This window comes from Bradyrhizobium jicamae (assembly GCF_018130695.1).
GTDB lineage: Bacteria > Pseudomonadota > Alphaproteobacteria > Rhizobiales > Xanthobacteraceae > Bradyrhizobium > Bradyrhizobium jicamae_B.
Genome location: NZ_JAFCJX010000004.1, coordinates 197,808 through 209,763, shown reverse-complemented (window position 1 = coordinate 209,763; position 11,956 = coordinate 197,808). Strand labels below are relative to the sequence as shown.

The window sequence follows — 11,956 nt, the reverse complement described above, 5'->3', positions numbered from 1 at the left end:
CCGCCCGCTCCGCTAGAGCGCGATCCGGCCATACGGATGCGTGCTACTGACCCCACCGTCGACGGACAGCAACTGGCCGTCGACATATGACGAATCATCGCTCGCGAGGAACGCCGCGGCGGCCGCGATTTCTTCAGAGCGCCCCGGACGCTTCAGCGGCGTGACATGGCCGAGCTTGGATTCGACACCCCGTGCGCGCGCATCCTCGAACACCTTGCGGGTCAGTTGGGTCTCCACGAGGCCGGGCAGCACCGCATTGACGCGTACGCCAGTGCCGGCAAAGGCATTGGCAGCCGTTTGTGCCAGATTGTTCACTGCAGCCTTGCTGGCGCTGTAGGAGATCGCACCCGCATTGGCGCGCAGCGACGCCGCCGACGACGTCAGGATGATCGAACCGTAGCCCTGCTTCGTCATGTGCCGACCGGCATATTTGATGGCGAGGAAGCAACTGATCGTGTTGATGCGATAGACCTCGGACCACTCCTCGACCGTTTGCTCCAGCAACGGCGTATTCGTCCCGGTAACACCGATATTGGCAAAGAAGATTTCAAGCCCGCCGAATTCAGACACGCAACGCGACACGATCGCGGCCACATTCTCCTCGACCGCCGCATCCGTGATCATGGCCGAAGCAATCCCGCCCTCGCTCCGGATCGCCGCCACCGCCGCCTCGGCGTTGCCGGCGCGACCGACCACCAGGACGGAGGCGCCTTCGCGCGCGAAGCGGATGGCACTGGCGCGGCCGATACCGCTTCCGCCGCCGGTGACGACCGCGCGCTTGCCTTCGAGCCGCCTCATGCGCCTTCTCCTATTTTGCTGGGACAGTCCAGCCGCCGTCCGCGGTGATGACCGCGCCCTGGATGTAGCTGGCGTCATCGCTTGCGAGGAATGCCGCGAGCCCAGCGATCTCCTCGGGCTGGCCAAAGCGGCCGGCAGGCATTTCGGCCTGACGCGCCGCGATCGTCGCCTCATCGAATTGCGCGATCGAGGCCGGCGTTCCGATCATGCCCGGCGCGATTACGTTGACGCGGATATTCTTCGCAGCCAGCTCGATCGCCGACGCACGCGAGAGGCCGACGACACCAGCCTTCAGCGCGGAGTATGCGATGGAGTCCTTGGCCGGATGAAATGCCGATACCGAACTCAGATTGACAATCGAACCGCCGCCGCGCCGCTCCATCTGCGGCACCACGGCCTGCGTGGCCCAGATCAGGCCATGCACGCCGACCGCGAACATCCGCTCCACCGTGTCGACCGCGATCTGCGCCAGCGGCTCGAAGCGCGCAAACACGGCATTGTTGACCAACGCGGCAACCGGCGCCTTGAATTCATGTTCGATGCGCTCGAACAGCGTATGAATGTCATCGCGCCGGCCGACGTCGACTTCATATCCCCTGGCTTCGAACCCCATGTCTTTCAGCCTGATGACAGCGGGCTCCAGCCGCTTCGCGCTGATGTCGACACAGGCCAGACGCCCGCCCTCGCGGCCGAAGCGCTCGGCGATCGAAAAGCCAATTCCGCGCGCCGCGCCCGTAACGACGCAGACACGATCCTTCAGACGTGCGTTCATGCGCTGGCCTTGTGGGGCGGCTCGGCGAATGCCTTGGCAATCTCACGGAGCTGATATTTCTGCACCTTGCCGGCCGGCGTCTTGGGTAAATCGGCGACGATTTCGAGCCGTTCGGGCCAATACTGCTTGGCGACCTTGTGCTCGGCCATATGCGCCTGCACGGCGGTGAGATCGAGCGTGGTGCTCGGCCGCAGGACGACGAAGGCACAAGCCCGCTCGCCAAGCCGCGGATCCGGATATCCGACGATGGCGACGGACAATACGGAGGGAAGCTTGAACATCAGGTTTTCGATGTCGAAGACGGGGACGTTCTCTCCACCGCGGATAATGATGTCCTTGATGCGGCCATCGATCCGGATGTAGCCCTCGTCATCAATATAGGCCATGTCGCCGGTATCGAACCAACCCTCGGCATCGAACGGCTCCATGTCGTCGCGCTTGTAGTAACCGAGGAACATCTGCGCGCCTCGCACTTTCAGCAGGCCGCGCTCTCCGACCGCAGCCGGCGATCCGTCCATGCGCAACACCTTGACCGCGACGCCCTCGACGGGACGTCCGTCGGTCTTCGATGATTTCTCCAGCGCCCGCTCGGGCTCGGTCAATGTGCTCGCGAGCGACTCTGTCATGCCCCACAGTGAGCAGACCTTGAGGTCGAGCTCCCGATAGGCGCGATCGATCAGCGCGGGCGGGATCGGCGCACCTGCACAGAGGAATTTGCGTAGTTCTGACGGCTTCGCCGCACCGGCAGCAACCGCTTCGCACATGTCGGCCAGGAACGTGGCGGCGCCGGCAGAATAGGTGACGCCCTCCTTGGCCATGATGGAGACCCCGCGCTTTGGCTCCCAGATGTCCTGGAAGATCACGGTGGCGCCGATCTTCAGACCGAGCAGCATGCCGGCCGCAAAGCCAGTCATGTGGCCGAGTGGCGAGCACACTAGCATTGTATCACCTGCGTCGAGACCGAAGCGTCGGCCAAGTCCAATGCAGCACCCCATCAGCGTGTTAAGGCAATGCATGACGCCTTTGGGCGAACCCGTGGTTCCCGAAGTGAACATCAGCACAGCCATCCGGTCAGCCGGCAGCGCGCCGATGTCGCCGACCGGCGGCGGGCCGAGGCGCTCGCTGCCGGACAGCAAAGCCTGCTCGAAGCTCTCAGGTCCCTCGCCGTCGACGACGATGACATGCGTGAGCTTCGGCAGCCCCGGCTTCAGCGAACGCGCCATCGCCTCGTGATCGAAGCCGCGGAACAGCTTTGGCACCACTAGCAGCTTCGTCTCGGCAAAACCGAGCATGTAGCTGAGCTCGTGCTCGCGGAAGATCGGCATCAGCGGATTGACGACCGCACCCACCCGGAACGCCGCCAGCGCAATGACCGCGAATTCCCACCAGTTCGGCAGTTGGACCGATATCACGTCGCCTGAACCGACACCGAGACGACGCAGCGAGGCCGCCGCGCGCGAAATCATGTCGCCCAGCTCTGCGTAAGTGAGCCGCTTCGGCGCGTCACGATCGGCACGGTCAGCCATCAGCGCGAGCTTGTCGGGCGTCGCCACGATCGTCTGCTGCAGGAACTCGTCAAAACTCTTGTCGACCCAGAAACCGCTGGCACGCATCGCACGCGCGTGCGCCACGGGATCGAAACGCTTCTCGCTCATGGCGTTGCCTCCAAGACGATTGGTCGATGCACTTGACGGCATGTTCGTTCGCTAGTGTATTATATTTGAAATGGACCGCAATACTAAATTGCGTGGCTATGTAGACTGTCCATCAGGCACGCAGCGGAAACGTTCGTGAGCTAGTGCATTAGTTTTGCAGTGCGACCCGAAACAGGGAGGGCGACGATGCAGGCGGCAGTTCTGGAGCGGCGCGGGCCGGACGGCGTATCCTGGCGCGAGTTCCCCGATCCTGTTCCCGCCGCGGCTGAGTCCGTGCTCAAGGTCGCGGCCTCCTCGGTCAACCGCGTCGATCTCTACATGCGCGACAATGGCGACGGCATCACCCACGCATTGCCGCAGGTGATGGGGGTCGAAGCCGCGGGCGAAGTCGTCGAGGCCGCGCCCGGCAGTGGCCTGAAACCCGGCATGAAAGCAGTCCTGTTCTCAGAGGCGTTTTGCGGCAAATGTCGCTACTGCCTGGCCGGTGACCAGCCGCTCTGCGAGAACGTCAGGATCATGGGCGAGCACCGTAATGGCGGCTTCGCGGATTACATCGCGATGCCCAGCGATTGCTTCTTCCCTCTCCCCGACGATGCGGATCTCGTGGCCGCGGGCGCCTTGATGACCGGCCATCTCACGGCATGGCGAATGCTGTTCGGCAAGCGTCCGCTGCAGCCCGGCGAAAGCGTGATGATCGTCGGCATCGGAGGCGGCGTGGCCGTCGCTTGCCTTCAGCTTGCCAAGCTGGTCGGTGCCCGCGTGTTCGTCACCTCCTCCAGCGACGAGAAGATCGCCAGGGCCATCGCGATGGGCGCGGATGGCGGCGTCAACTACCGGCGCGACAAGGTCTCGGCCGCGATCCAGCAAATGAGCGGCGGTGGTGTCGACATGGTGATCGACAGCGTCGGCGAAGCGAGCTGGGGCGAGTCGCTCCGTTCCCTGCGCCGCGGCGGCCGGCTTGTCACCTGCGGCGCCACGACCGGCTCCAATCCACCGGCCGATTTGCAGCGCGTCTTCATCCGCCAGCTCGAAATCTACGGCTCGACGGGCGGCAGCGTCGCGGAGTTTCGGCAATTGCTCGACGTGTTCAATCGCGGCCTGATCCGGCCGGTGATCGACACGACCTTCAAGATGGCCGACGTCCCTGCGGCCCTCGCACGTCTCGCTTCGGGAGCGCAGTTCGGCAAAGTGTCGCTCGTGGCGTAGATGGCGCCACGAGCGAAGGCGGATCAGCGTCACATCTTGCAAGCGGGATCGACCGGCGGAATGATGTCGGACCCCGGCTCGATCTTCTTGATCTGGTAGACCGGCTTACCTTCCGGGCCCATCACGATCTGGCTGATCGCCATGCGCCGCGCTGTCTGGTGGTCACCCGCGCGCACCTCCACGTCACCCAAGACCGTCTCGGTCTTGAGGCCGGACAGCGCGGCACGGACGGCGTTGATGTCGGTCGAGTTCGCCTTCTGGAGCCCGGCGGCCATCAGCTGGATGGCCGCGTATTGATCGGCGCTGGTGTAGGGCGGAAGCTCACCGTTGTATTTCTCCTTGTACGCTTTCACGAAGGCCTCGGCCTGCGCGCCGGGGAAACCGGCCACGAAGCCGATGTTCTGATACACGCCGAGCACGGTCTCGCCCTGCGCGGGCAGCGTCTGCGGGATCACGAAGGAATTGCCCAGCACCATCTTGTACTTCTTGAACAGGCCGAATTGCTGCTGCTGTTTGGCGAGGTTGATCGCGTCGCTGCCGAAGATCGTGACGAACAGGCCGTCGGCCGGATCGGCACCAAGCTCGGAAATCTTGGCACCGAAATCCGGCGTGCCGTTTGGCGAGAACAGGACCTTGCCGATGGTGCCGCCCTGCGAGGTGACCAGCTGCTTGAACTTGTCCGCGGAGTCACGCCCAGCGGCATAGTCGACTGCGATGATGTCCCACTTCTTGATGCCCTGGTCCTTCAGAAATTCCCTGAACGTCCCCATGATCATGGAGTCATTGGCATTGACGCGGAAGTAATTCGGCGTGCAGTTCTTTCCGGTCAGGCCGTCCGCATTGGCCATCACTTCCAGCATCAGGACCTTCAACGCCGGAAGCTTGGCCTGCAGCGCCGGCGTCACTGCGGACGTGTCCATACCAGTGATGAACATTGCGCCATCCTTCTGGACCGCGCGGATGGCGCCGTCCACGGCCGTATCAGGCGTGCCGGGATAGGAGATGAAGATCGCTTCCAGCTTCTTGCCGGCCGCGCCGCCAGCGGCGTTGATCTGCTCGATCGCGAGGTTGGCGGCCTTGACCTGAGTGTCCTTCAGGCCGGCAAGCGGTCCGCTGTCGATCAGGAGAACGCCGATCTTGACCGTATCTTCGGCCAAGGCGGCGGTCGTGACGCCGAAAGCCATCGCTGCGCCGATTGTCGCCATGCGCAACAAACCGAAAGTCGAGCCCATGGATGATTTTTTCATTTTTTTCCCTCCTCCGTTATCCCGATGTTCCACTAGATCGCCATGAGCGCCTGGTTCTCCGGTGCACCGATGGCAGCGATCGCGCCTGCGCCGACGACCTCGCCCTTTGCCAGAATCACGAATCGATCAGTGGCGCGCTTGACGAGACTGAGATGTTGCTCGACCACGAGCACGCCGGTTCCGGCGCCACGGATTGTGTTGAGGGTGTCGACCAACCCATCGATCAGAACGGGAGAAAGCCCCTCCGAAGGCTCGTCGAGCAGAATGAGGCTTGGGTTGGCCATCAGCGCGCGGCCGATCGCCAGCATCTGCTGCTGGCCGCCGCTCAGCATCGTGCCGAGCCGATCGGCGCGCTCCTCGAGCACGGGAAACAGGTCGTAAATGGTTTTCAGAGTCCAATGCCCTGCCCTGCCGGTGGCCCGGCCCAGCAGCAAGTTCTCCCTGACCGTAAGATTCGGCAGGATTCGCCGCCCCTGCGGCGCGATCGACACACCGAGCTTGGCCGCCGTGTAACCTGGCAAGTCATCGATCCTGCGCTCGCCGACCCAGATCTCGCCGGACAGAATGTTGGTCTCGCGAAAAACGGAGAGCAGGAGTGTCGATTTGCCGGCCCCGTTGCGGCCGACCAGCGCGACCGATTCTCCCTCCTCGACCGTCAGATCGATGCCGCGCAGCACCGTCGAGGCGCCATAGCCGGCAAACAGCGACTGGATCCGCAGCGCACTCATGCCGCCGTCCCCAGATATGCCGAGATGACACGCTGGTCGGCGCGGATCGCTTCGGGCGCACCTGTCGACAGGTGCCGGCCAAGATCCAGCACCGTGACCATGTCGCAACAGGCGAAGACCGCGTCGACATCATGCTCGACGACGACAGCCGCGATCCTGCGCTCGCGGACGAGATCACGCACATGCTGGAACAGGCGCAACGTCTCCGTGGCCGAGAGACCGGCGCCCGGCTCGTCCATCAGCAGGAGGCGCGGGCGTCCGATCAGGGCGAGAGCGACGTCGACCCGGCGCTGCACGCCATAGGCGATACGTCCGGCCTTCTGGTCGAGATAGCCGCCGAGATCCATGGTCTCAATGACGTCGTCGAGCCCCTCGTCGCCGAGATGCTGTGCAACCAGCTGCAGCTGCTCGCGCACGGTCAGATCCTGGAAGATGCTGGTGCGCTGGAACGATCGCGCCATGCCCTGCCGGCGGCGCCAGCTGATCGAACGGCGCGTGATGTCCTCGCCGCAATAACGAACGCGTCCCGAGGTCGGACGCCGGCGGCCGCAGATCGCATCGAGCAAGGTGGACTTGCCGGCCCCGTTCGGGCCAATGATGCCGTGCAGCAGGCCATCGCCGCTGATCTCGAGATCGACGTCGGTCAACGCCCGCACCGAGCCATAGCTCACTGATAGTTTTTCGGTCGCGAGCATGTCAGGCCCCCTCTCGCCGCCAGCCCAGCCGCTTCGATAGGCTCGACAGCCCGCCGACGACACCGCGCGGGAACACGACGATGAACAGGACGATGGCGACGCCGGTCAGGAGCTGCGTCAGCCCCCGCGCGCCGAACTCGTCCTGCGCAAACGAGAAGATCAACCCGCCGAGAATCGGGCCGAGCGAACCGGAGATTCCACCGATCAGCGCCGCGACCAGCGTATTGGTGCTCACGAATAGTCCCAGGCTCTCCGGCGAAACGAAACCGGCATTGAGCACATGCAGGAAGCCGGCGATCGCCGCCGCGACATTGACCAGCACATATCCGATCAGCCGCGGCAGGAAGGTGTTGAAGCCGGAGAACCGCATGCGTTCCTCGTTCCCCCTGATGGCGCGCAGCACCACGCCGAGTCGCGAACGCCCGATGGCCCAGAAGGCCAGCCCGATCAGCACGGTCACGATCCAGGCGATGCACCAGAATTGCACCGGGTCGGCAAAACGAAGCGCGTCGATGCCAAGGACCGATCCGTTGACCCGAACCACCAGTCCGTCGGCACCTCCGGTATAGTCGCGCAATCCCTCGAGCAGCACGGCATGGCTGATCATCTCGCCGGCAGCAAGTGTCAACATCATGAAAGCGAGCGGATTGGTCCGGACGATCAGCGCGCCGAGCATCGCAGCATAGACGAGAAGGATCAGGAACGCGACGCACAGTGCTGCCGTTGGTGACAAGCCCCAATCGCTCATGCCGATCGCGAACAGGTAGCCGGCACCGCCATAGATACTGGCCGCGCCGAGCGCGACCAACCCAGCCTGGTTCATCAGGAAGGCGACGCTGAGCGCGAGCAGGCCGAGCAGCAGGCCTTCGCTGCCCAGTCGAAGCACGAAATCGCTGGCGAGATAGGTCGGAACGATTGCACCTGCGCAAAGCCCGATCAATCCGACGGCGATTGCGAGCGAACGCTGCGACAGCGAGCCGAATGTTGCCGTCGTGGAAGCACGCAGATCGTCGGTCATCGTGCCGTTGCTCAACTCATCACCCTCCCACGCCCGATGCCGCCCGGTGCGATCAACAGCACGACCATCAGCAGGATGTAGGGTACGAGCGCCGCAAGATTGGGGAGGAATACCGATCCTGCCACCTGCACGAAGCCGAACAGCAACGCCGCGATGATCGCGCCTCCAATGCTGCCGGTGCCGCCGATCACCACGATGATCAGGCAGTTCACGATCATCACGACGTCCATGCCGGGATCGACAGACAGATAAGGCCCGGCCAATACGCCGGCGATACCAGCGAACGCCGTGCTGAGACTGGTCACGAGCAGGCTCAGGCGATCGGCGTTGATGCCCATCATCCGCGCGACCGACGGATCCTGGCTCACCGCGCGCACATAGAGCCCCGACGACGTATAGCGAAGCCAGAGGGCCAGCAGCGCGCAGGAGCCGAGCCCCATCACGATCAGGAACAGGCGGTAGACCGGATAGGACAGATGCAGGACGGTCACAGAGCCCGACAGGATTTTCGGCGCATCCACGCTGCGCGCCTCGCCCCCGTAGATGTAGATGATGACCTGTCCGAGGATGATGCCGAGACCGAGCGTGACCAGCGCCACCTCGATATGCGAGCGGCGCTGCAGCGGTCGCAGCGCCAGATACTCGAACGCGATCCCGAGCAGCGCCAGCAGCAGCGGCACCAGCAGCAGCGCGAGCCAGAATCCGCCAACGAGGGCGATCGTGTAGCCGAGATAGGCGCCGAGCATGTAGATCGCGCCGTGACCGAAATTGATGACGTCGCGCAGGCCGTAGATCAGGGCGAGCCCGCTCGACAGCATGATCAGCAGGGACGCCAGCGCCAGCGAATTCGCGATCAGCAGCGCGATCATCGCAGCGATCTCCCGCCACGGTGCACGGCGCGACAGCACGCGATCGTCCGATGCGTCGCCAGTCTGCGCGCTTGATCTCGCAAAGGGCCCTCCTGCCATATGCACAACGTCCGTGGCGGATCTCGATCGCGCCCGGAGCCGGCCTTCAGCATTTCCCCGTCCTATCGGACGATTTCGAGTTCGACGCTCGATTAGTACACTGGCTTATCATATACTGGTGTTCGCCGCAAATCGAAATCGGGCGATACGCTGCGGCATCTCGCGCATGTGTCGTCAGGTTCACGGCGACGGCAACGGCCGTCTCTCGCCGAGACGCGTGATCAACCGCGCAGCGCCTCCAAATCGGCCATCGCCGTCGAGATCCGTTCGATCATCGCCAGCGTGGTCGCCTCGGACTGCATCGCCGGCAATAGCGGCGAGTGGCACAGCGTGATCGTCCACATCAGCAGCGCATGCACCATCTGCTGCCGATAGTTGAGGAAACTCCGGTCAAAATCCGGCCTGGTCCCCGTCAGCGCGGCAAACCGGTCAAGATAACGAACGAGCAAGTCCTTCTCCCACTTGCGGCGATCGCCGGGGGTGAGCGCCGCCGTCACGGCATAGGAAAAGTCCCTCGACCAGTGACCGCGGGCCAGGCACTGCCAATCGCACAGGCCCATCTTCCCCGCGCCCGTGCGATACCAATTACCGATATGCACGTCCGAGTGGATCAGCCCCTGCGGCTCGCTGTCATGGACGGCGAGCGCCTGCATGGCAGCTGGCCAGACCGCGTCCCGCTGCGCCAGCACGCCCTTGGGGATCACGTGCGCCGCGGCGTCGAACGCCTTCCTTGTGTAATGCTCGAGGCTCATCTTGTCCGCGCCGATGGTGAACCAGCGCGGATAGCTGGCGACCCAGCGATATTGCGTCGCGAGTTCAGCATCGCCGTAGAAGCGCGCATGCAGCGCGGCCAGCACATCGACCATGTCCTCCGCCATCCCCCGATCGACATAGGTCCTGGAGTTGCAGAAGGTCGCCGATTTGGTCGCGACCATGTCCTCCAGGAGCAAGATCGAGGCGTAGGTCTGGCGATCGAATGCCGCGTGATAGCCGATCGGCGCCTCGATCTCGAGCTGCGGCCGCAACTGCATGTAGAACCGGCCCTCGACCCGCGCGGTGCCGTTGAAACCACCGATCATGCGCGTCACGACGCTGGGCAGCGATTTCGTGAACATCGACCGCGGCAGGCCGGCGCGCTGGCCCGCGTCATTGTAGCTGACGATCAACTGGTGGCGTTCGTGCGTTCCTGCACTCGACGGCTTCACCACGACGTCGGTGACGACAGCGCCGGGCGTTTTCTGGCAGAGCACGGCGGTCAGCCATTCCGGCGTGATGGCGCTGGGCGAGCACGGAACATCCTCCGCGCGGCGGGCCTTCGGCCGCGTCAGGCGCTCGAAGGCCACGCGTCCGCCAATTTTCAGTGCAGCCAGTGCCGTTGCACCCGACGCAGCCATGGTCCCTCCCCTCTGCCGCACCCGATCGGGATCTGAGGCGACATAATTAGTACGCTTATGTACTATCTGTAGCACAATACAGGCCGCGTTCAAGGCATGGCTGCGCCGCGTCACGCGGTGGCTATGGCTACATCTTGGGCCAGCAACCGCCGGCTCGCGCGGAAAATTCGGTCGTGACGCAGCATCGCATATTTTAGTTTGATAATATATGGTATACATGCGTACTTACTACAGTCAGAGACCTGACTGGAATGACAGGGGGAGAGAACATGAGAATTCCGGTACTGGTCGGCATTTCCGCTCTTATTCTCGGCAGCACGGCTGGCGCCGCCGAGAAGCAGTACGGCCCGGGCGTCTCCGACACCGAAGTCAAGATCGGCCAGACCGTTCCCTACAGCGGTCCCGCATCGGCTTTTTCAAGCTATGGCCGCGTCATGACCGGCTATTTCCAGATGCTGAACGAGAGCGGCGGCATCAACGGCCGGAAGGTCAACCTGATCTCGCTGGATAATGCGTTCAGCCCGCCAAAGGCGATCGAGCAGACTCGCAAGCTGGTCGACGACGATGGCGTGCTCGCCGAGGTCGGCACGGTCGGCACCGTCCCGAACGTCGCCGTTCAGAAATACCTGAACCAGAACAAGGTCCCGCAGGTCTTCATCTCCGCCGGTGGCCGCCGTTTCAACGACCCGCAGAATTTCCCCTGGACCGTGCCATTCTATCCGCCGTTCGAGATGGAAGGCGCGACCTTCGGCAAGTTCATCGCCCGGAAGCTGCCTAACGCGAAGATCGCGGTGCTCTTTCAAAATGACGATTACGGCAAGGATTACCTCACCGGCTTCAAGTCAGGCCTGGGCGCGGATGGCACCGCCAAGATTGTCGCGGAAGCCTCCTACGAGCTGAGCTATCCGACCGTCGACTCCGAGGTCCTCAAGCTCAAGGCTGCTGGCGCCGATACGATCGTCTATTTTGCGACGCCGAAGTTTGCGGCGCAGGCGATCAAGAAAGCCAACGAGCTGAATTGGAAGCCGGCCCAGTTCCTCGCCAGCCCCGTCAATTCGATCCAGGGTGTGTTGATGCCGGCGGGCCTCGAAAACGTCCAGGGCGCCTACACGACCCAGTTCACCAAGCAAGCCGGCGATCCCGCCTGGGCGGACGACCAGGACGTGAAGGACTACGTCGCCTTCATGAAGAAGTGGGCACCGAACGACAGCCCAAATGATTTCATCGCGCTGTCCGGCTACATCAATGCGCAGGCCATCGCGAAGGGCCTGCAGCGATGCGGCGACAACCTGACGCGCGAGAACCTGCTCGCGCAGGCGACGAGCTTCAACAAGGAACGTGTCGGCATGCTGCTGCCGGGAATCGAGCTCTCCAATTCCAAGGAGAATTACGCGCCCTACCGCACGTTGCGTATGGCGATCTTCGAGAAGACGTCCTGGAAGCTGCTCGAAGAATAACGCAAGCACCGGCGGAGA

Annotated in this window: 11 protein-coding genes; 2 read left to right on the top strand and 9 right to left on the bottom strand. The window is 63.4% G+C overall.

What is annotated here, in order from left to right:
- Positions 1 to 12: 12 nt before the first annotated feature.
- From JQ604_RS07845 to JQ604_RS07835, 3 genes are read right to left on the bottom strand one after another with little or no spacing between them, the layout of a single operon-like run.
- Positions 13 to 798, bottom strand: a complete 786-nt coding sequence (locus tag JQ604_RS07845) for an SDR family NAD(P)-dependent oxidoreductase (RefSeq protein ID WP_212355050.1) — start codon at positions 796 to 798, stop codon at positions 13 to 15.
- Positions 799 to 808: 10 nt separating this feature from the next.
- A complete protein-coding gene (locus JQ604_RS07840) occupies positions 809 to 1,570 on the bottom strand; it encodes an SDR family NAD(P)-dependent oxidoreductase (RefSeq protein WP_212355048.1) in 762 nt (253 codons plus the stop codon).
- Positions 1,567 to 3,225, bottom strand: coding sequence for an AMP-binding protein (locus JQ604_RS07835; protein ID WP_212355046.1), 1,659 nt, complete (start codon positions 3,223 to 3,225; stop codon positions 1,567 to 1,569). Before JQ604_RS07835 ends, JQ604_RS07840 begins: the two co-directional genes overlap by 4 nt.
- Positions 3,226 to 3,411: 186 nt before the next feature.
- Here JQ604_RS07835 and JQ604_RS07830 point away from each other — a divergent pair, with 186 nt between their 5' ends.
- Positions 3,412 to 4,431 (top strand): zinc-binding dehydrogenase, encoded by a 1,020-nt coding sequence (locus tag JQ604_RS07830; protein WP_212355044.1) that lies wholly within the window; start codon positions 3,412 to 3,414, stop codon positions 4,429 to 4,431.
- A 29-nt stretch (positions 4,432 to 4,460) separates the two neighbouring features.
- On the opposite strand, the gene JQ604_RS07825 is transcribed toward JQ604_RS07830, so the two are convergent.
- The 6 genes from JQ604_RS07825 to JQ604_RS07800 all read right to left on the bottom strand — a co-directional run bounded on the left by JQ604_RS07825 (position 4,461) and on the right by JQ604_RS07800 (position 10,481).
- Positions 4,461 to 5,678 (bottom strand): ABC transporter substrate-binding protein, encoded by a 1,218-nt coding sequence (locus JQ604_RS07825; RefSeq protein WP_212355042.1) that lies wholly within the window; start codon positions 5,676 to 5,678, stop codon positions 4,461 to 4,463.
- Between the two features lie 32 nt (positions 5,679 to 5,710).
- Entirely contained in the window at positions 5,711 to 6,406 is a 696-nt protein-coding gene (locus tag JQ604_RS07820) for an ABC transporter ATP-binding protein (protein ID WP_212355039.1), read from the bottom strand.
- Positions 6,403 to 7,101, bottom strand: coding sequence for an ABC transporter ATP-binding protein (locus tag JQ604_RS07815; protein ID WP_212355261.1), 699 nt, complete (start codon positions 7,099 to 7,101; stop codon positions 6,403 to 6,405). The genes JQ604_RS07820 and JQ604_RS07815 overlap by 4 nt, the downstream gene beginning before the upstream one ends.
- Before the next feature lies 1 nt (position 7,102).
- Complete coding sequence (locus JQ604_RS07810) at positions 7,103 to 8,134, bottom strand: branched-chain amino acid ABC transporter permease (RefSeq protein ID WP_212355037.1); 1,032 nt, start codon at positions 8,132 to 8,134, stop codon at positions 7,103 to 7,105.
- Positions 8,131 to 9,027 carry a branched-chain amino acid ABC transporter permease gene (locus JQ604_RS07805; RefSeq protein ID WP_212355035.1) on the bottom strand — a complete coding sequence of 299 codons (897 nt, stop codon included), beginning with the start codon at positions 9,025 to 9,027 and terminating at the stop codon, positions 8,131 to 8,133. The genes JQ604_RS07810 and JQ604_RS07805 overlap by 4 nt, the downstream gene beginning before the upstream one ends.
- Positions 9,028 to 9,308: 281 nt before the next feature.
- A complete protein-coding gene (locus JQ604_RS07800; RefSeq protein WP_212355033.1) occupies positions 9,309 to 10,481 on the bottom strand; it encodes a phosphotransferase family protein in 1,173 nt (390 codons plus the stop codon).
- A 269-nt stretch (positions 10,482 to 10,750) separates the two neighbouring features.
- On the opposite strand from JQ604_RS07800, the gene JQ604_RS07795 reads away from it, so the two are divergent.
- Complete coding sequence (locus JQ604_RS07795) at positions 10,751 to 11,938, top strand: ABC transporter substrate-binding protein (RefSeq protein ID WP_212355031.1); 1,188 nt, start codon at positions 10,751 to 10,753, stop codon at positions 11,936 to 11,938.
- The last annotated feature ends 18 nt before the right edge of the window (positions 11,939 to 11,956 follow it).

Bases quoted from the DNA above. Each gene is read 5' to 3' on its own strand.
- JQ604_RS07845 (WP_212355050.1), bottom strand. From the start codon at position 798: ATGAGGCGGCTCGAAGGCAAGCGCGCGGTCGTCACCGGCGGCGGAAGC.
- JQ604_RS07840 (WP_212355048.1), bottom strand. From the start codon at position 1,570: ATGAACGCACGTCTGAAGGATCGTGTCTGCGTCGTTACGGGCGCGGCG.
- JQ604_RS07835 (WP_212355046.1), bottom strand. From the start codon at position 3,225: ATGAGCGAGAAGCGTTTCGATCCCGTGGCGCACGCGCGTGCGATGCGT.
- JQ604_RS07830 (WP_212355044.1), top strand. From the start codon at position 3,412: ATGCAGGCGGCAGTTCTGGAGCGGCGCGGGCCGGACGGCGTATCCTGG.
- JQ604_RS07825 (WP_212355042.1), bottom strand. From the start codon at position 5,678: ATGAAAAAATCATCCATGGGCTCGACTTTCGGTTTGTTGCGCATGGCG.
- JQ604_RS07820 (WP_212355039.1), bottom strand. From the start codon at position 6,406: ATGAGTGCGCTGCGGATCCAGTCGCTGTTTGCCGGCTATGGCGCCTCG.
- JQ604_RS07815 (WP_212355261.1), bottom strand. From the start codon at position 7,101: ATGCTCGCGACCGAAAAACTATCAGTGAGCTATGGCTCGGTGCGGGCG.
- JQ604_RS07800 (WP_212355033.1), bottom strand. From the start codon at position 10,481: ATGGCTGCGTCGGGTGCAACGGCACTGGCTGCACTGAAAATTGGCGGA.
- JQ604_RS07795 (WP_212355031.1), top strand. From the start codon at position 10,751: ATGAGAATTCCGGTACTGGTCGGCATTTCCGCTCTTATTCTCGGCAGC.